This window comes from Anabaena sp. PCC 7938, assembly GCF_049315035.1.
Lineage (GTDB): Bacteria > Cyanobacteriota > Cyanobacteriia > Cyanobacteriales > Nostocaceae > Anabaena > Anabaena cylindrica.
In genome coordinates, this window is record NZ_CP186034.1 from 2,841,813 (window position 1) to 2,860,407 (window position 18,595).

An 18,595-nucleotide genomic window follows, 5' to 3' on the forward strand; every position below is an offset into this window, starting at 1 on the left:
CAACCAAGATACTACAAGTTGGACTTTTGCAGAACTCTAAGATATTGTTCAGCTATGATTTGCGGCGTAAAATTTGACTGCAAATACTGGCGGGAGGCTTTGCCCATAAGTTCTGCTAATTTGCGATCGCTATTCAGCAGCCGAATAAATTCAGCTAAAGCAGTACTATCTCCATTTTCCACACTCACCCCACACTTGCCATCAGCAATTAGCTGTCGTAAATAAGAATACTTTGAACAAATCACTGCTACTGGTCGTCCGGTGGCTAAAGCTGGGTAAAGCTTACTGGGAGCGACAAGACTTTCCATCCCGGCTTCTACACTCACTAGAGAGAGATCACAAGCAGTCAAGGAGTAAGGAAGCACTTGCTTATCTTGGTAAGGGAGAAATAGAAAATTGGTTAATCCTAGTTTATTCACCGCCTCAATAAAACGCTCTCTTTTTGCTCCACTGCCAATACAAACAAATTGAATAGGTTCACCTTGTAGTTGTTTTGCAGTTTCTAATATAGTTTCTATATCATGGCACCTGCCCATATTACCAGAATAAAGGACAGTGAATTTATTAACTAAATTATGTTTTTTAGCAAACCAATTATTTTCTTTGGTAATCGGTACAATCAAGTTAGGATCTCCCCAACTGTGAATTACTGATACTTTATCGGCTATATCTGGACATATGGCGATGATTCTCTTTTTCATATCAGGACTAAGCACTACTAGCCCTTGAGACCGCCGCCAAATCATTTTGTTCAGTTCTCTCCATAACCCTGCCAGCCAATGATTTTTGGAGACTACTCCTAGTGCGATCGCAATATCTGGATAAAGGTCATAGATTAAGCAAACGTAAGAGACTCGAAAACACAGATGTGCTAGATACGCTGCTATAGGCAAAAAAGGAGGAGCAGAAGTTACCAAAAATACATTATGCCGACGGAAATTTCTGATAATATGTAGAAAGGCACGCAATGTAAATAAAACACCATTTACGGCTTTGCCTCGAATCCGTCCCGACCAAGCTTGTGTTGAACGCGATCGCTGGATACGAATACCACCTAATTGTTCAACAGCAGGTGCGTTAGCTGTTGAAAATGCATATGCTGGCTGTCCTGTAAATACCTCAATATTTACTCCTTGTTTCTCTAAGTGTTTTACCAGTTCTTCAATCAACTGACCCGTAGCAGCATAATCAGGCGGGAAGAATTCTGTGAGTATAGATACTTTTAATAAGTTCTCGTACAAATTATGATTCGCTTGAAAAGTATCTGCTAAGTCTATGGAAGATAGTGCTGGTGTGGTAAAATTTGTATTTTTATAAAATGGCTTACTCTCCGTACTTGATTGATTCGATATATTAAGTACGTCTGTATTTTTTTTAAAATCCTGATTCTGAAATGCTGTTGGATTAGAAGTGGTTGACTTTTTCGGCCAGAATGCCATGAGTATAGTTCCCTGTAGAAAAAAATTGAGGCTTACAGGCAAGATCCATAGCGATTATAAGGTAAATATTTTTCTTAATCGCTAGTTGTTCTTGATTGATTTGGTAGTAAGTGTTATCTGAATGATCATACTTTACAAGACAACAGAGTTAATACCAGTTCCGGAAAAAAAATTGGCTATTAAAAAACTAAGCAAAATCACCGTCTTAAATAAAAGCGCAAATTTTTAAACCTACTGGAGTAGGATACCTTAAAAGTGGTTATTTGGTGCATTTATTTTAGTAGGTAAGATAAAAAACATGAGCGAAAAATATCTTGTGTGATCGAAATAACATAGTAAACAACTTCATTAAATTTTCATAAATTTGTTATCCATATATAACAGAACTAATACTGTTTGAGAAAGTTCCCGTGTGATTTTTGTAGAGTATCGGATGTTCATGGGAAATAACTCGTAATTTTCTTGCTACTTGTTAGTACAAATACATAAAGTAACCCTTTAAACAAATAGCATTGCCATAAATCACAATTAATTCAAAACTAACGCATTAATAAACTGCGCCGCAAATTATCTAAAGCCGCGCATACACTCAGATGACGAATAGAAGATCGATTCCGTATCGTCCCAAACTTACACTCATAACTTTTTACCTCATTTCCTGGTCCGGCTAATCCAATAAATACTAATCCTACTGGTTTTGTATCAGTTCCTCCAGTGGGACCGGCAATCCCTGTCACACTTAATCCCCAAGTAGTTCCCAGTCGAGTTTTCACACCAAAAGCCATTTGTTCGGCTACAGTAGCACTCACCGCACCAAATCGATTTAAATCTTCTGGGTTAACCCCTAACAAGCCGACTTTTACCGAATTGTCATAAGAAATTACTCCGCCCCAAAAATAATTAGAACTGCCAGCAATTTCTGTCAACATTTGCCCCAGTCCCCCACCTGTACAAGATTCAGCAACTGAAAGCGTTTCTCCTGATAACTGCAACAACCTACCAACAACAGAAGCTAAAGTGTCATCATCAGCACCGTAATAATCTAAACCAGCAATTTCCCTCAGTTGTTTTTCAATTGGTGCAATTAAATTCTCTGCATCTGTTGTATTAGATGCTTTAGCAGAAATTCGTAGCCTGACTTCTCCCTTGCCAGCGTAGGGTGCTACTGTCGGGTTAGATAAATTCAGATATGCAGATGCTTTTTCTGCCAAAGCAGATTCACCAATACCCCAAAATTTTAAACTCCGGCTGTAAATAATTTCCTTGCCCCAACCTTGACTTTTGAGAAAAGGTACTGCTGTCTCTGTCCACATTCGGTGCATTTCACTAGGAACACCAGGAAAAGTTAAAATTGTTAATCCAGGATGGGGCTGCCAAATAATGCCTGGTGCTGTTCCTGTAGGGTTGGGTAAAATTTCAGCCCCTTGGGGAATTAAGGCTTGTTTGCGGTTACTGGGAGACATCACCCGACCGCGTTGGGCAAACTTTTGAGTGATGTCTTCAATAATATCGACACTTTCTAACAAAGGAACGCCAAAAAAATCAGCAATGGTTTCACAGGTGAGGTCATCTGGTGTGGGGCCAAGTCCACCAGTAAAAATTAAAATTTGTACTCTGGAAGCAGCAATTTCTATAACTTGCTTGAGTCTTTCTGGATTATCTCCCACGACAGTTTGATAGTAATGGGGAATGCCTAGCTGGGCTAACTGCTGGGCTAAAAATTGAGCGTTGCTATTGAGGATATCTCCTAGTAGCAATTCAGTACCAACACAAATAATTTCTGCACTCATGAAATTTTAGATTTTAGATTTTAGATTGCATCCAGAATCCTTAAGATTGTCGAGAAAGTTTCCAAACTCGCCAAATAGCATAACTCAATAAAGAGGTAGATGCACAGGCATAAGTCATCCCGCTAGGAATGCCAACAATAGCTAAGGCTAAACTACCCACCCATAGAGTTAAAGAATAAATGAACAAAACTGTTAATCGGTGTGATAAACCGGCATTTAATAGACGGTGATGTAAATGGCGTTTATCTGCTAAAAAAGGTGATTTACCGTGTCGTAGTCGCGCTAAAATTACTGCTGACATATCAACGATTGGCACTGCCAAAATTAAATAAGGCAATAATACAGCGGTAAAAACGGGAATTTTGACTAGCCCGATGACACCAACAGCCGCTATAGTGAATCCCATAAAATAAGATCCACCATCACCCATAAATATTTGCGCTGGATTGAAGTTATAACGAAGAAATCCCAAGGCTGCACCAGCTAAAGCTGCTGCTATTAAGGCTGCTGCTGGTTGGTGCATAAATAGAGATACTAACAGCATGACTACGGCAGCAATTCCTGTGACACCAGCAGCTAGTCCGTCTAAACCATCAATCCAGTTAATAGCATTTACCATTCCTACCAACCAAATAACTGTAATTGGAAAACTTAGCCAATTTAGATTAACTATGCCGATTGTGGGAATGGTAATAAAATCTATACTGACACCAACTTTCCATGCAGCAGCAGCGACTATTATTTGTATTAATAGCCGGACTAAAGGGGATAGGTTGAATAAATCATCTGCTAAACCGATCAGAAAAAAGCCTAGACCGCCTAAAGTGACACCCCAAATTTGCCATTCTTTTTCCGGTGGTAGATTCGCAAATCCGCCCAGCCACCAGACAATTAATAGGGAGATAATAGTACCTGCGAAGATAGAAACTCCTCCCAGGCGTACCATAGGATGTTGATGAATTTTTCGACTACCCGGTTTATCTAAACGTCCACTTTTGATGCCAATATTTTTGACATCTGGTGTAGTCCAGAGAACGACTACTGCGGCGAGAAGAAAGGCAATCAGATGATAAATCTGAGCAGGCATCAGTATTTTTTAAGAAGTGGTGGGGATGACCAAAATTGTGTGAGGGTTTTGTCCGCAATTTTTACGCAACATTTACTATGGTTGGGGTACTTACGGCGTAATTATGAGATTTTAGATTTGAGCAGGTAATCCCAAATCTAAAATCTAGAATCCCTTAGGCTAGAACTGGCAAGGGAATTTCTATGTGAGGATATAAGGGGAAGCGATCGCACAATGCTGCTACTCGTTGCAGACAATCTGCGGCTACTGTTTCAGAATCTGGAGAAAGTAAGCGATCGCTAATAATATCACCAATTTCCGTAAATTCTGCCACACCCAAGCCCCTTGTTGTCATTGCTGGCGAACCCAATCTCAATCCACTAGTAACAAAAGGTGATTCTGGATCAAATGGGACTGTATTCTTATTAGCGGTAATATTTACACCACTAACAAGTTGATCGCCTTTCTTCCCTGTCATGCCAATAGAACGTAAATCTACTAGCATTAAATGATTGTCTGTGCCATTTGAAACTAATTTAAATCCTCGTTTTTGCAATTGGGTAGCTAAAGCACGAGCATTGTCAATCACTTGAGCAGAATAAGTAGTAAATTCTGGCTTCAGTGCTTCACCAAAAGCTACAGCTTTACCAGCAATTACGTGTTCTAGAGGGCCACCTTGAGTACCAGGAAAAACTGATTTATCTAGCTTTTTACCAAGTTCAGCATTGCGGGTTAAAATCAAGCCACCTCTTGGACCCCGTAAAGTTTTATGAGTTGTTGTTGTCACCACATCACAATATGGAAGGGGGTTGGGATGATGACCTGTAGCGACTAAACCAGCGATGTGAGCAATATCTGCTAATAAGTAAGCACCAACTTCATCAGCAATGCTGCGGAACTTTTCAAAATCAATAATCCGGGGATAAGCTGAATAACCACAAATCAGCAGTTTAGGACGTTCTTTCAAAGCCAACTCGCGGATTTGGTCATAGTCAAGTTGTTCTGTTTCTTGACTGACACCATAGTGACGCACTTGGAACCACTTACCCGATACATTCACAGGTGAACCATGGGTGAGGTGTCCCCCGTGAGACAAATCCATCCCCATAATTGTGTCCCCTGGTTCTAATAGGGTCAGGAACACTGCAAAATTAGCCTGTGCGCCAGAATGGGGTTGAACATTCGCATGGGCAGCACCAAATAGCTGTTTGGCACGGTCAATCGCTATTTGCTCGATTTTGTCAACAAACTCACAACCGCCATAGTAGCGTTTACCTGGTAATCCTTCAGCGTATTTATTGGTCAGTACAGAACCTTGAGCAGCCAATACAGCCGCAGAAGTAAAGTTTTCACTCGCAATTAACTCTAAGTGATCACGTTGACGCTGTAATTCTTGGTTAATTAACTCGCTAATGGCAGGATCGGCAGATTTAAGTAAGTCTGAGCTAGTCTTATTCACGTTTACTATCCTTTGAAACATTGGTAAAATCTGAGCTTTTGTTTTCAGTACAGCACGGTAGTAATAGTGTTATGGCAATTTCCAAGCTCATGAAATACACCACACCCGCGCTGTCGCGCACCCTTCCCTTGGTAAGGGGAGGGTTGGGGAGGGGTCATTTTGTATATCACGCTTAGTGGGAAACGCTATATTGCTGTTCATTTAATATGTTTTGAGTATTGACTTCTTTATTATTCAATGTCCAGAAAATAAATGCCTTCGCGTATTAGCTTTGGTCTTTTGCCTGTAATTCACTAACCATGAAAATATATGTATTATTTTTTACTCATGAAAATAAATATCTAAAACATATAACATACAATGAATTCAGGTGCAGTTACCAAAAATTTGCTATTTTCTGCATTTATGCCTTGATGCTAAAAGGAGCGATGGAGGTATTTGGATGTTAGTCATTTTAACGGATGATCAAATCTTTACCCCTGAGCAGGTTTGCCAATCTTGTTTGCTTGCTAATAGTAGCGGACAACCACGCTGGGGTGGGGGTAAACTTGGCTGTGGTCAAGCAATTCGCGCATTTACTGAGCAGCAGCCTGAGCAGTATGAATGCGTGATGGGCTTCCGCATTGCCCATATAAAATAATCTAATTTTCTAGCAATATCAAGCAACTGCGTTATCCTAAGCTCAAATAGCTATTAAAATTTCAGCCACAGGAGAACGCAATATGTCCTTGCGCGGGTCTACAACGGTTCCCGACCGAATTTTCGCTTCTTTACCTTATTTACTGCCTTTGATTGAGGTATTTGCCTTTGGTCAGTTTCTGCTGAATGATTTTCCATTCTTAGGAATCATCTTTTTACCTCTATTGCCGTTGTTAAGGATTTACTATGGTGTCCGCTATGCTGGGCTGATTATTTTCTTTGCTTTATGGCTGTTGGTAGTGAGAAATGACAAAATCAGCCATTTTATTCGTTTCAACACTATGCAAGCAATCATTTTGGATATTGTTATATTTTTATGCAGCATCTTGACTGATATTGTGAAATTAGTTCCTGGTAGTGGATTTGCCATGCAAACACTGTATACAACTATTTTCATGGGAATAGTTGTCACAGTTGTTTATTCTGTTGTCCAGTCTCTGATGGGTCGCTATGCAGAAATACCAGCAATTTCTGATGCTGTTTATATGCAAGTGCGCTAGACGTGATAGCAGTTTGGGTTTTTTGCTCAACAGTTTTGATAATAAGCGATCGCTCAAAATTTAAAAAATAGTATCTATTCCCATCTGGTGCTAACGGGCTATAACGGTATTTTCAAGGCGACCAATACCTTCAATTTCTATCCGGATGCGATCGCCTATTTGCAAAGCTCCTACCCCCATAGGTGTACCTGTTAGCACTATATCCCCAGGTAAAAGTGTCATCACTTGACTGATGTAAGACACCAAAAAATCCGGGGGAAAAACCATCTGATCAATACAAGCAGATTGGACTGGGTGGGGATCATCATTCAAAAAGGTCTGCAATCTCGCTCCTGGATTCAATTCTCGGACAATCCAAGGGCCTAAAGGGCAGAATGTATCAAAGCCTTTGGCTCGTGTCCATTGGGCATCTTTTTTTTGTAAATCCCTAGCTGTGACATCATTGGCAATGGTATAACCCCATATTTTGCTTTGGGCTTGTTCTGGGGTACAGTCACAGGTGCGATCGCCTATCACTAATGCCAATTCGCCTTCGTAGTCTACCCGCTGTGACTGTGGAGGATACTTAATTTCTCTTTCCGACGCGATTACAGATGTAGATGGTTTAAAGAAAATCAGCGGTTCAGTAGGTACGGGAGTTCCCATTTCTGCTGCATGATCCGCATAATTCTTACCTACAGCTACAATTTTAGAAGGAGAACAAGGAGCCAAAATTTCGTATTTGTCTGATTCCAAAATTAAATCAGTGGGTTGTCCATCTAACCAAGGTGGAGCATCCAGAACCTCTACATTGAGGGATAGTTGCAGCAACCCATAGTAAATTTTTCCTTCTTGACTTTTAACTCGCACATAGCGTTGCGCCATAACCTTGATTAATATCCTTAGAGATCCAAATTTCGGCAGATTTGGCTAATGATTTATAGCAGTCAGCAGCCATCTGGTGAGAACGCTTGTATTATCAGGAATCGAGAATTTAGGCTTTTCCTCACTACCCTAGTAACTGCTATAAATTGAAAACTGGTAAGATTATAGGATAAATGCTGAAAATGCCGTGACTTTGCTCCAGGAATTACCAGCAGCATCAAAACTTATCTTGCTCTATGTTGTGTTATTATTGGGATTCCTTGTTGCTTCAGATGTTGAGTTGTACCAGCAACGTTGAAATTTACTCGTATAAATTAACATCAGCAGCCAATCTGTCCATAAGGTAACTAAAGATAAATGACCACAGTTTACGAGACAATGTACATCCTGCGTCCTGACTTGGGAGATGAGCAGGTAGAGCAAGCCGTTGCCAAATATCAGAATTTGTTCATTGAACAAGGTGCTGAAAATATTGAAATTCAAAATCGTGGTAAGCGTCGTCTTGCTTATGAAATCAATAGGCATCGTGATGGTATCTACATTCAATTAAACTACACAGCACCTCCAACTGCGATCGCACCAGTAGAACGCGCCATGAGATTGAGTGAAGAAGTGATTCGCTACATGACCATTAAGCAGCAGATCCGTAAAGAAAAATCAGAACCAGAAGCTGTAACTGCCTAAAAAGATGGTTCATGGAGGAATTTCCCAGGAATTCCCCAAAAAAAATTCCTAGTAATATTTTCTGTCAGGTAAGCTAGTATGCTTCACCTACAGAAATTTTTTTTATTGAATTACTTATTAAATTGCGTATTTTAACAGTTGTCAAATTCTCTTAAATGCGATATGTTTTTCATGAAATCATCCCGTGCATTTTTTTCCATAATATAATTCAGGTATAGGAAAAAACATAATTAGGTGAGAATGCAACTTTTTTAAACCATGACTTCAAGGGTGGTGAGAAATAAAATTTTATACAAAAAAGCTTAAACACCTTGTTTTCTAGTATTAAAATTGCACTTCCCATCAAAACAAGGCTATGAAAAGAGGCATACAACCTCTCAAATATATCCCTTGTGATTTGTATTTTGCCTCGACATAAGATAGCAAAATTCAGTATGTGATTACTTCCCCAAGTACTTGCTAAAGGTAGTATCATCGCAGTTATACCTAAGAGATGTAAGCCACTGTGAGCCAATCAGACACCCCCGACATCCAAACTCTTTCTACTGAAGTATCGCAGTTGCATCAAGAATTGCAACTTCGAGATCAATTAGTGCAACAGCTATCCCAAGAACTGTTCCGGCTTGTAAAGGGTAATACTAGTTTTATCCCTCAACGGCCTGAACCCGAGTGCGATTTGAGTCAATTAGAGGCTTTAAGAGAACAACTTCAAGCTGTCGAACAGCAAGTAACGTTCTACCAAGAGCAAATTACATCTCGTGATCAAGAAATACACCAATTGCGACAATCAGTCCAAGAACTAACTGATCGTAGTCGGATGTTAGAGCAGGTAGTACAAGAATTACCCCAAATTTATCGTCGTAAATTTGAGGAAAGAATGACTCCCGTCAGAGATAAGGTCGCAATGCTACAACGAGAAAATCGTCAATTACAAGCAGAGCTACAAAGTGTAAGTTATCGGTTAGCACTAAAAACTCGCCACGCAAGTCATAGCGGTATTGATTTACCAAATTTTTCTAGTCCCATATCTGGACAAAGTAATATATCCACTCCTCAAAATGCCTAACATTATATTTGGTAGTTGCTTTGAGCGTTTAGGCGACGCTTGACGGTCGCAGCGAGAGTTTTACTCTGTCCGCAGAATATCAGTGTCTTTAGACCTGAGAGTGTCAATATTAAGCTATGACTTGGAAGGGATCTATAAAAGAGGGGCAATAACACTTAGAAAAAGATATTGACAGTTTGTAATTTTATAGACAACTTTACAAAGTTAATTTTCCAGGTGTCAACCTCAATGAGATGGCTAATAACCCCTCTATCCCCTCATTTTGCTATTTTTCCCCTGAGCAAAATTGAGATTTAGGCTGCTGTCGCTAGACTTTTTTCATTGACACTAGAAAATATATCTTCGTAATTATTGACTATTTCAAACACTGAATCCAACTTAGTAAGTTCCAAAATTAATCTTACAGGCGCTTTTACGTTGCAAAGAACCAAGCGACAACCGCTCTGACGTACAGCTTTCAAACCTTGTACTAGAGGCACTAAACCAGAACTATCCATAAAGTCAACCTCTGCTAGATCGATAACCCAGAGTTGTTCAGGTAAGGGAGTTACTCCAGCCATCTGTTCGCTCAAGTCAGTACCAACCTCTAAGTCTATGCTTCCTTGGGGTTTGAACAAAATTACTTGGCGTTCTTGTGTAAGAGTCATGAATTTAACCGGGTAGTTGAACTGGGCATTTGAAACTTGGATAATGCGGTTTTTATATCAAAATGGATTAATTATCAACAGTGGAATTACTGTTTTTAACCGATTTTTCGAGACTTAATACAATTATAGCTCATAGGAATGGGTACAGTGATTAGCTCATATAATTTTTGATACATGAATCTAGTATAGGCATAAATGCTTGGGTATTTCCGTAGCGAACTTAACAGTTACAAAATTCTTATAAGCTATATGTACTTTTATAACTTTTTTATAAGTAAATATAAATTTCAGCAAACCCTAATTATCTATCAGAAAGCAATTGATTTCTCGTCGCGACTTGATTGACACCCTCACCAAAAACAAGCCAAGATATATGAAAGGTAAAAATTTGTAAAGTCGGCGGTGCTGGATGTCTTTTGAGCTAATTTCACTAGAAAACATCCAAGAATTTGCTCAATCTTACGGTTATTGGGCAATTTTTTTAGGAATTTTGCTAGAGAATTTGGGTCTTCCTCTTCCCGGTGAAACCGTAACTCTAGTAGGTGGTTTCTTAGCTGGCAGTGATGAACTAAATTACTGGTTAGTTCTGGGTGATGCAGTTGCAGGTGCTGTCATTGGCGGTAATTGTGGCTATTGGATTGGTAGGGTTGGTGGTTGGCCGTTCCTGCTACAAGTGGGCAAGATATTCCGCATATCTGAAGTGCGATTGCTAAGTATTAAAGAGCAATTTAGTGAAAATGCTGCTAAAGCTGTATTTTTTGGTCGCTTTTTCGCCTTATTGAGAATTTTTGCTGCACCACTTGCTGGTATTGCCGAAATGCCTTTTGGTAAATTCTTGGTATACAACTTGGCTGGGGCAACTGCCTGGGCTAGTGCAATGGTGACTTTAGCTTTTTTTGCAGGCAAAATTGTTTCCCTAGAGCAATTAGTCGCTTGGGTAAGTCAGTTTGCAATTTTGGCATTACTGATTTTAGTGGCTGTGATTGTTGTTCCTATTTGGTGGGAATCTCGTCAAGTTAAACATCAGACTGGGGATTAGTTAGAGTTCTCCAATTAAAAAAATATCCCAAAATTTCTTGTGGTGCGGGCATCTTGCCCGCTAATAATATAAGGACGGGCAAGATGCCCATCCCACAAGATTGGATCATCTTTTTTGTGGAGTTCTCTTAATGGGTAATGGGTAATTCGTAATTCGTAATTCGTAATTCGTAATTTTTTACTTATCACCCATCACCCATAACCTGCGTTACCTGTTGTTCTGCGCCCAAATGCGAGTTGGGAGTCCCCAAACGTAGATAAAGCCTTCCGCTGCTTTATGATCAAATTTGTCTTCAGCACCGTAGGTTGCTAAGTCTGGAGTGTAGAGAGAGTTATCACTCCAACGACCAACTATAGTGGCATTACCTTTGAACAGTTTTAAGCGCACAACACCAGAAACTCGTTCTTGTGTTTGTTGAATAAAGGCATCTAATGCGGCTTTAAGTGGGCTATACCACAAACCGTTGTATACCAATTTGGTGTAGGTTTCTTCAATACCGCGTTTGTATTGACTGACATCGGCTGTTAAGGTCAGGCTTTCTAAATCACGATGAGCATTAATTAGCACTATCATCGCTGGTGATTCGTATATTTCCCGCGATTTGATGCCTACTAAACGGTTTTCAATCATGTCAATCCGCCCAATACCATGATTTCCCACGATCTGATTGAGTTGTTCGATTAACTCAACTGGGTTTTTAGATGTACCGTTGATTGTGGTAGGAAGCCCTTTTTGGAAACCAATTTCTAGATATTCTGGCTCGTTAGGAGTGTCTACTATGGCTTTGGTCATTTCATAGATTTCTTCTGGTGGTTCAACGGTTGGATCTTCCAACGTACCAGCTTCAATACTGCGACCAAGCAAATTTTTGTCAATACTGTAGGGAGAAGATTTTTTTACTGGTGTAGGAATGCCAAATTGCTCACCATAGGCGATGGTTTGCTCACGGCTCATTCCCCATTCTCTCGCTGGTGCGAGTATCTTTAAATTGGGATTTAGGGCTGTACAGGAGACATCAAAACGTACTTGGTCGTTACCTTTGCCAGTACAACCATGAGCGATCGCATCAGCACCATATTTTGCAGCCGCTTCTACCAAGATTTTAGCAATCAGTGGACGAGCGAGGGCTGTTCCCAGTGGATAGCGATTTTCATAGAGGGCGTTGGCTTGAATAGCAGGAAATGCGTACTCTTTCACGAAGCTATCTTTGACATCCGCTACCAGGGATTCACTTGCACCCGATTTCAGCGCTTTTTCTCGAACTGGCTCTAATTCATCTCCCTGGCCTAAGTCTGCTGCTAGGGTAATTACCTCTTCCACTCCCCACTCTTGCTTCAGGTAGGGAATGCAAACAGAAGTATCTACTCCACCAGAATATGCCAGAACAACCTTTTTGGCGCGACCCATTAGTTTCTCCACTTAGGAAAACAAACAATGAGTCATTATTATAAGATATGTAGGTTAAAAACCCTCTTTAAAAATTACTCCTCAAAAACACGGTAAATATATTCTCATTTATTTTCAATTCATTACCAACCAGATCTCTGCCATAGTCATACTCATTATTTCTCCAGGATAGGTTGAGTGTAGGACTATTCTGATTTGTACCAAGTCTCAATCGCGCTCCAGCACCATAGACAGAACGAGCAGCATTTTCATTTACAGGATTATAATATGCAGATAATGAAAAATTACTGCTAAATTGAATACCAACGCTTGTTACCAAAGTATTCTTCAGTGAATCGGGCAAAACATCCCCAAAATAGTTAGTTAAACCAAACCAAACATTACCTAAATTCACTCTAGCTCTGACTGTAATTGAATTTACAAAGTCATTGGGACGAGTTTCTCTATCAAAAGCATAATTAACTCCAGTGGATAGCACTAAATTACTATTCCGACTGAACGGTATACGTTTACCAACACTACTTGTTACTTGACTGTAGTAATCAACATCTGGATTAATATAACCAATCACACCTCCAGAAAAATTCCATCCATTTGCAGTATTTTTAGTAAAATCCACTCCACCATAAGCCTTAATTTCGTCTTCTGCACCTATTACACCTGTATAATATCTCAACGCTTCCTGTGACCCTGTGATATTTCCTGTGAAACTCAGATGTGGAGCATATTTTGTTTCTTCTCTATATCTGTTAGATGTGACATTATTAACTTCTTGATTGAGAACTGTGACATAAACTTGAGTATGGAAATCTTGTAAATCAAGTGTAGAAAAAACTTGATTGTTAATATTAGAAACAAAACTTGCATTAGAACCATATCCCCCTTCTCCACCACCAGAAGCTAAAACTGTCTGAGTTCCAGTTTGTTCAAAACGAGTAGAAATATCAGACCTGCGTTTGATAATAGGTGATGCACCTAGCCAAATACCATTGAAGGTAGCAGCAGGTACTTGACTCAAATTTTCTGCTTTTGGCGGTACACTCTGCGCTCTAGCCATTCCTCCGTGATAAGCAGTCAAACTATTAGCAGGAATCCTGACATTATTAGCAGCTAAAAACAAATTGTTATTGACATTGGAGTTGACTCGATTTTCTGAACCGTCAATATCAGGAACAATATCAGGCAACAAACTATATCCCAGTTGCAAAGCCGTATTCAATAACGTATTATCATCATTTAAAATGAAGCTAAAACCTCTTACTGTCCGACCCATTACAGCTTCACGGTCATTAACTTTAACAATCTGTCTAACTCTAGAATAAATTGCTACAGGTGTATTATCTATTTCTTCTTTTCTAGTGATAGAAAGCTGATTTCCAGTGCTATTACCAATCAATGAACCTGTATTTGGTAAAAATAAATCTATGCCAATTTCTTGACCATTAGCACCAGATTGAAACCCCGGTTGGCGAATAGCCGCTAGTGTTTCTGCTTTAACGATATCACCTACTTTTGAAGTTTGAAAAATTCTCCTGGGTGTCAGGCTTTCAGGGTTGATATCAGCAGATTTTAATCCAGGAATATATGTGCATATTTGATTTGGATTACCACCAGGTAATATGCATGAACCTATCATACTGAATTGAAGATGTGTACCCAATACTGTCTGAGGTTCTCGGAAATTAACAGTAACTTCTCTGGTTTTTCTTACCGTTTGCAGTTGTAAATATTCTCCTATTTGGTCTACGGTCAAAATATTATTTTTTGTTACATTTTCTCGTATTTGTCCATTAAGTTTAACAAGTCCATTGACATCAAAAGTAGTATTTTGATTATTACCAAAGCTAGAACCTAGATTTAGTTGGCTATCAGTTAAATGATTAATCAATTCCCCATTTAGTGGAATAGTAGTTGTCCGGGGATGAATTTTTTTCTCATTTGCAACTCTGGGGTAAATAATATATTCTTGTTCAGTTTGAGGTATTTTTTCTGGTGGTAATGTTTGTTCAAGATCCAATTCATCAACCTTAGGTTGCGGATCTATTGGAGGGTCTAGTGGATCTAATTGTTTGTTTCTAGATTCTGCTTGACTAATCTTATTAGCAGTACAAGACTGAATTTGATAATTAGTTTTTGCTAAATCTGTGACTGAAGTAAATTCTGTTTGTCTAACATTGCTGGAAAAACAAGACGGAAATAAGGAATTAGTTTTTACTAAATCTGTTACTTGTATTTGTTGAACAAAATTAGATACAGAAGCTTGTAATTGCTGCTCTGAAGCTGACAAAATTATCAAAGGTTCTAGATTAGCAATTAATACAAAATCATCTTCAGAGGGTGCAGATAATTCTAATTTGCTATTATTATTGAGGTTCTCCAGTTCCAACGTGTTTGCAGATACAGATATCTCAGCATTCGCTGTTTTAGCAAAGAATATTGTTGCTGAACTAAATAATAATACAAGCGCCAGCTTTAAGTTTTTGTGCTGCGAAATCATCATATACATTTATGCCAGACTTGTAATAAACACTTGCAATATTAATTAGAATTTTTGTGTAATTTAGCCGAACCAATGCATTAATTTTTCATTGAATTATATCTATCTTGGTTCCAATTTTGAAACTTTAAAAATTTGCTGTCTACACGTATAAATCTGTGGTGTGAAAAAAATATTCTACTTCTAATTCCGTGCTAAAAAATTACCATATTGCAATTCTAAGTCTTGCTGTACATTGATTTGACTAAAAAAAAAGTGATAATTCTTTAATTATTAAAACTTAAAAAAGTTATATTTAAACATATTTAAGGTTAAGTCAAGATTAAATTATGTATGCGGCAATTAAGTCTTAAAATAGAGTTATATGACTTAAAGCTCATTGCTTAAGCAAAATGTCAAAAACATAGTTCTAAATATTTTATAGTCTCGAAAATAAGACCTTCATAACTTCCTGATTATCGGTCTAAAAGACACCAGGTATTTCCTTAGTAAATTGTTCAATTTATATGTGTAGAATCTGGGAAAGTTACAATTGTTGTACCTTCCCAAGATTAAACTTAAATTTGTATTTGCGTTTTTTTAAACAAACCCATTTGGGGTTCTCCTAATCCTATCGACCACGATTCCAGGGACCCCAAATAGCAAGTGTTATACCAGGAGATTGAATATTTACAAACATTGTTCTACCGTTAGGTGAGAAGCAAGCACCAGCAAATTCACCGTTAGTGATATTGTTAAACGCAAACTGATATACTTCACCCTTTCCGTTAACGCCAACAATATATTGCACTCCACTACCATCTTCGCAAAGGAAGAGGTCACCCCAGGGAGCAACGGTAATATTGTCTGGATCATCTAGAAATTGACCAGTAGGAGATGCTTCGACAACAAGGGTTAATTCTTCTTTAGCAGGGTTATAAGACCAAACTTGACCATTACCCCTAGCATCGCTGGCAGCAGAAATTGGAGGGCCAGCCTGAGAAGCAATGAAGTAGACTAGTCCATTACCATACCAAGCTCCCTCTCCTCGGAAGAAAATGGCTGCTCCCAAGTCTTGTGCTTGATGACGAACACCAGTCCGGGTGGTTGCATTTTCTGAGTCTGGGTCAGGATTAGGAATTTGCACCCACTCTACTTGTAGTGTTTCGCCAACCTTAATACGTCCAAGTTGACCACCTTGATTAGGGTTATTGGTAGTATTCAAGGTAAAGTTGTTTGCACCTATAACTTTCAAAGCGTAAAGAGTACCACCTTGAGCTAAATCACCGGGTTTAGTGGGTTTGGCATTAGGTACAAAACGATAGAAACAACTATCACCACGGTCTTCAGTTTCATAGACATAACCAGTTTTGGGTTCTACAGCCACAGCTTCATGGCTGAAACGTCCCATGCTTTTTAAGGGGACTGGGGTGACTAAACCGCTATTGGGGTCAACGACAACTTCAAAGTTGTAACCATGTCTGATAGTTTCAGAACCAGAAACAGTATTGTTGGTGGTTGTGGAGAAGGTTTCCTCACAACTAATCCATGTGCGCCAGGGTGTAGGACCACCTGCACAGTTAGTCCTAGTTCCAGCTAGGGAGTTAAAGTGCTTAATCAGTTGGCGATTTGCTCCAACTACTAATGTACTCGTTCCACCCTGAGCGCCTGTAGAATATCTGAGGTCTCCACGAACTGGATCTGCGGCGGAAGTTCCCAACTCATGGTTGCGAACCAAAATAGTTGTATTGTTGGCTCCTGAATACGCAGCCATACCATCATGATTTGACGGTACTGTAAAGCCGTCGTCCATTGGCTCACCAGTAGTTGAGAATGCGGTGTAGTTAAACCCGCGAGGCAGTTTCAAAATAGGTCTGCCGCTTAAACTAGGAGGAAGTTCAGCAGTGTTTAAAGGCAGTTTTTCCTCAAGTAGTCCGTAGCCAGTACTTGTGGGCATTTCACCACGAGCTACTTTTGCGTAGAAGGCTTCAAGTGGTGAAAGTAGTGTCACGGTAGCTGCACTTGTCCCAGCTAAGGTTAGAAATTTACGTCTTGAGACTTCCACTGTATTGCTCCTCTTCTTTTTTAAATAAATGCTCGGCAGCACGATCAAAGATTATTGAATCAACCTTAATGTTAGATAATGTTTAGTTTAACAATCGATTAGCAAAATATTGATAATCAAATTCTATGTAGCGGCAATTTCTAATTATTTTCTAATTATTAGTGTAATTAATAAATTAGATTTTTAAAACCTTCCCTAAGTACTCACAGTTTTAAATTATTTTAATGGATATTTATTGCCGCCGTAGTTTACTAGTTTAGCTGTAATTTATTCATATAAATTTATCTAATAAGCTAGAGACACGTGCTAATCATGTCTCTAACAGATCAACAAAACTCCCAATCAAGTAAATGATTCAGACGTTTGACAAACTAAAATCCTGTTTCAACAGAACCGATAGGGGTTTCGGTGAAGGTAGCAATAGAGTTAGCTTGGCTAGTTTCTAAAGCAGTGTCTGCACTACCTTTGAGAGTGATATTGTTATAAGCTTCGGTTTCAGAAATCTGCTCGTCTGAGTAGGAGTAATATCCGTTGTCGCTAATTAATTCGATTACGCCAGCACTTCCCAAGGCAGCCGCTGAGACAACACCAAAGTTACCAGTGGCTGTAGCAGCTGCATCATTTTTACCAACTGCTCCAGCAGCAGCCATTTCAGTTACTAAACCATTAGCGTCGAGTGTAGCTGCTACCGCTCCAGCAGCACCACCTTCACCAGCAGAAGCTACAGAACTAAAGCCAAATACACTAGCGGAAACTGTAACTAATGTGATCGCTACTTTCTTGTTCAATTTCATCGGCTTCTATTCCTTTTATTGAAAGTTTAATGTATTTGCAATCTACGCATCTTACATCTGTGCTGTGGAAAATTTCACTATTTAAATTACTGTTAAAGCAAGCGATTTTATCAACACAAACTGTTGAATTTAAGGTGTGATTACTGTTCAGCATCTAAGGTGAAAAACATTATATTTCAGCACAATCCAAGTTAAGTTTTGATTAACCTTTGCAGTGCGTAGATCTTACAACAGAGTTATATTACTTAAAAGTAATTGTTTAGTCAAGCCGTAAAAAATATTTTAATTAATTATTGATAGCGATAAAATAGCCGAATGAAACTTTATTTATTTTTTCAAAACATTAGATTAACTCAAGGCTAAGAAAAGATAAAGCTTGAGTTTTTATTTTCATAATATTCCTATTTTCAATGCAGCAAATTTCACGAATCAATAAATTAGGGTGTATTTATATAAATGCACCCTAATCAAGTAACTTATTTTACGGTGATTTTTGGGTAAATGAACCACGTTTTTATATCTCACGCAAAGGCGCAAAGGCGCAAAGAAAGAAATAGAAAAATTAGTGTGTGGTACAAATACATGAAAACCGCTGTAAGC

The 18,595-nt window shown here is 39.0% G+C and carries 16 protein-coding genes; 5 read left to right on the forward strand and 11 right to left on the reverse strand.

Annotated elements, in window-relative coordinates:
- Nucleotides 1–11 precede the first annotated feature (11 nt).
- From ACOWPH_RS12965 to glyA, 4 genes are all read right to left on the reverse strand, one after another.
- Nucleotides 12–1,439: a glycosyltransferase family 4 protein gene (locus tag ACOWPH_RS12965; protein WP_015215797.1), complete on the reverse strand. Its 1,428-nt coding sequence runs from the start codon at nucleotides 1,437–1,439 to the stop codon at nucleotides 12–14.
- Between the two features lie 539 nt (nucleotides 1,440–1,978).
- The gene (locus ACOWPH_RS12970) at nucleotides 1,979–3,229 is read right to left on the reverse strand and encodes a competence/damage-inducible protein A (RefSeq protein ID WP_015215798.1); all 1,251 of its coding nucleotides are present in this window, start codon (nucleotides 3,227–3,229) and stop codon (nucleotides 1,979–1,981) included.
- A 40-nt stretch (nucleotides 3,230–3,269) separates the two neighbouring features.
- A complete protein-coding gene (locus ACOWPH_RS12975) occupies nucleotides 3,270–4,316 on the reverse strand; it encodes a glycosyltransferase family 4 protein (RefSeq protein ID WP_015215799.1) in 1,047 nt (348 codons plus the stop codon).
- 154 nt (nucleotides 4,317–4,470) lie between these two features.
- Nucleotides 4,471–5,754 carry a serine hydroxymethyltransferase gene (glyA, locus tag ACOWPH_RS12980; protein ID WP_042466083.1) on the reverse strand — a complete coding sequence of 428 codons (1,284 nt, stop codon included), beginning with the start codon at nucleotides 5,752–5,754 and terminating at the stop codon, nucleotides 4,471–4,473.
- A gap of 442 nt (nucleotides 5,755–6,196) precedes the next feature.
- Here glyA and ACOWPH_RS12985 point away from each other — a divergent pair, with 442 nt between their 5' ends.
- Both ACOWPH_RS12985 and ACOWPH_RS12990 read left to right on the forward strand, forming a co-directional pair.
- On the forward strand, nucleotides 6,197–6,394 hold the full coding sequence (locus tag ACOWPH_RS12985; RefSeq protein WP_015215801.1) for a hypothetical protein: 198 nt from the start codon (nucleotides 6,197–6,199) through the stop codon (nucleotides 6,392–6,394).
- 82 nt (nucleotides 6,395–6,476) lie between these two features.
- Nucleotides 6,477–6,953, forward strand: coding sequence for a Tic20 family protein (locus ACOWPH_RS12990; RefSeq protein WP_015215802.1), 477 nt, complete (start codon nucleotides 6,477–6,479; stop codon nucleotides 6,951–6,953).
- 90 nt (nucleotides 6,954–7,043) lie between these two features.
- On the opposite strand, the gene ACOWPH_RS12995 is transcribed toward ACOWPH_RS12990, so the two are convergent.
- Complete coding sequence (locus ACOWPH_RS12995) at nucleotides 7,044–7,817, reverse strand: fumarylacetoacetate hydrolase family protein (RefSeq protein WP_015215803.1); 774 nt, start codon at nucleotides 7,815–7,817, stop codon at nucleotides 7,044–7,046.
- A gap of 357 nt (nucleotides 7,818–8,174) precedes the next feature.
- Between ACOWPH_RS12995 and rpsF the strand changes: the two genes are divergently transcribed.
- Both rpsF and ACOWPH_RS13005 read left to right on the forward strand, forming a co-directional pair.
- A complete protein-coding gene (gene rpsF, locus ACOWPH_RS13000) occupies nucleotides 8,175–8,501 on the forward strand; it encodes a 30S ribosomal protein S6 (protein ID WP_015215804.1) in 327 nt (108 codons plus the stop codon).
- A 505-nt stretch (nucleotides 8,502–9,006) separates the two neighbouring features.
- Nucleotides 9,007–9,567 carry an Npun_F5560 family protein gene (locus ACOWPH_RS13005; protein WP_015215805.1) on the forward strand — a complete coding sequence of 187 codons (561 nt, stop codon included), beginning with the start codon at nucleotides 9,007–9,009 and terminating at the stop codon, nucleotides 9,565–9,567.
- 293 nt (nucleotides 9,568–9,860) lie between these two features.
- Here ACOWPH_RS13005 and ACOWPH_RS13010 read toward each other — a convergent pair whose 3' ends face one another.
- Complete coding sequence (locus tag ACOWPH_RS13010) at nucleotides 9,861–10,214, reverse strand: STAS domain-containing protein (protein WP_015215806.1); 354 nt, start codon at nucleotides 10,212–10,214, stop codon at nucleotides 9,861–9,863.
- A 409-nt stretch (nucleotides 10,215–10,623) separates the two neighbouring features.
- On the opposite strand from ACOWPH_RS13010, the gene ACOWPH_RS13015 reads away from it, so the two are divergent.
- Nucleotides 10,624–11,253, forward strand: a complete 630-nt coding sequence (locus tag ACOWPH_RS13015; RefSeq protein WP_015215807.1) for a DedA family protein — start codon at nucleotides 10,624–10,626, stop codon at nucleotides 11,251–11,253.
- Nucleotides 11,254–11,267: 14 nt separating this feature from the next.
- Here ACOWPH_RS13015 and ACOWPH_RS13020 read toward each other — a convergent pair whose 3' ends face one another.
- From ACOWPH_RS13020 to ACOWPH_RS13040, 5 genes are all read right to left on the reverse strand, one after another.
- Nucleotides 11,268–11,441: a hypothetical protein gene (locus tag ACOWPH_RS13020; RefSeq protein ID WP_171815805.1), complete on the reverse strand. Its 174-nt coding sequence runs from the start codon at nucleotides 11,439–11,441 to the stop codon at nucleotides 11,268–11,270.
- 19 nt (nucleotides 11,442–11,460) lie between these two features.
- A complete protein-coding gene (locus tag ACOWPH_RS13025) occupies nucleotides 11,461–12,660 on the reverse strand; it encodes an argininosuccinate synthase (protein ID WP_015215808.1) in 1,200 nt (399 codons plus the stop codon).
- Nucleotides 12,661–12,727: 67 nt separating this feature from the next.
- Nucleotides 12,728–15,160 carry a hypothetical protein gene (locus ACOWPH_RS13030; RefSeq protein WP_242043047.1) on the reverse strand — a complete coding sequence of 811 codons (2,433 nt, stop codon included), beginning with the start codon at nucleotides 15,158–15,160 and terminating at the stop codon, nucleotides 12,728–12,730.
- 607 nt (nucleotides 15,161–15,767) lie between these two features.
- Nucleotides 15,768–17,201 (reverse strand): alkaline phosphatase PhoX, encoded by a 1,434-nt coding sequence (locus ACOWPH_RS13035; protein WP_015215810.1) that lies wholly within the window; start codon nucleotides 17,199–17,201, stop codon nucleotides 15,768–15,770.
- A 371-nt stretch (nucleotides 17,202–17,572) separates the two neighbouring features.
- Nucleotides 17,573–17,995, reverse strand: coding sequence for a hypothetical protein (locus tag ACOWPH_RS13040; protein WP_015215811.1), 423 nt, complete (start codon nucleotides 17,993–17,995; stop codon nucleotides 17,573–17,575).
- Nucleotides 17,996–18,595 lie beyond the last annotated feature (600 nt).

Excerpts from the sequence above, each read along its gene's own strand:
- ACOWPH_RS12985 (WP_015215801.1), top strand. The coding sequence starts at position 6,197 with ATGTTAGTCATTTTAACGGATGATCAAATCTTTACCCCTGAGCAGGTT.
- ACOWPH_RS12965 (WP_015215797.1), bottom strand. The coding sequence starts at position 1,439 with ATGGCATTCTGGCCGAAAAAGTCAACCACTTCTAATCCAACAGCATTT.
- ACOWPH_RS13010 (WP_015215806.1), bottom strand. The coding sequence starts at position 10,214 with ATGACTCTTACACAAGAACGCCAAGTAATTTTGTTCAAACCCCAAGGA.
- ACOWPH_RS12975 (WP_015215799.1), bottom strand. The coding sequence starts at position 4,316 with ATGCCTGCTCAGATTTATCATCTGATTGCCTTTCTTCTCGCCGCAGTA.
- ACOWPH_RS13030 (WP_242043047.1), bottom strand. The coding sequence starts at position 15,160 with ATGATGATTTCGCAGCACAAAAACTTAAAGCTGGCGCTTGTATTATTA.
- ACOWPH_RS13040 (WP_015215811.1), bottom strand. The coding sequence starts at position 17,995 with ATGAAATTGAACAAGAAAGTAGCGATCACATTAGTTACAGTTTCCGCT.
- ACOWPH_RS12995 (WP_015215803.1), bottom strand. The coding sequence starts at position 7,817 with ATGGCGCAACGCTATGTGCGAGTTAAAAGTCAAGAAGGAAAAATTTAC.
- ACOWPH_RS12990 (WP_015215802.1), top strand. The coding sequence starts at position 6,477 with ATGTCCTTGCGCGGGTCTACAACGGTTCCCGACCGAATTTTCGCTTCT.
- ACOWPH_RS13015 (WP_015215807.1), top strand. The coding sequence starts at position 10,624 with ATGTCTTTTGAGCTAATTTCACTAGAAAACATCCAAGAATTTGCTCAA.
- ACOWPH_RS13025 (WP_015215808.1), bottom strand. The coding sequence starts at position 12,660 with ATGGGTCGCGCCAAAAAGGTTGTTCTGGCATATTCTGGTGGAGTAGAT.
- ACOWPH_RS12970 (WP_015215798.1), bottom strand. The coding sequence starts at position 3,229 with ATGAGTGCAGAAATTATTTGTGTTGGTACTGAATTGCTACTAGGAGAT.
- rpsF (WP_015215804.1), top strand. The coding sequence starts at position 8,175 with ATGACCACAGTTTACGAGACAATGTACATCCTGCGTCCTGACTTGGGA.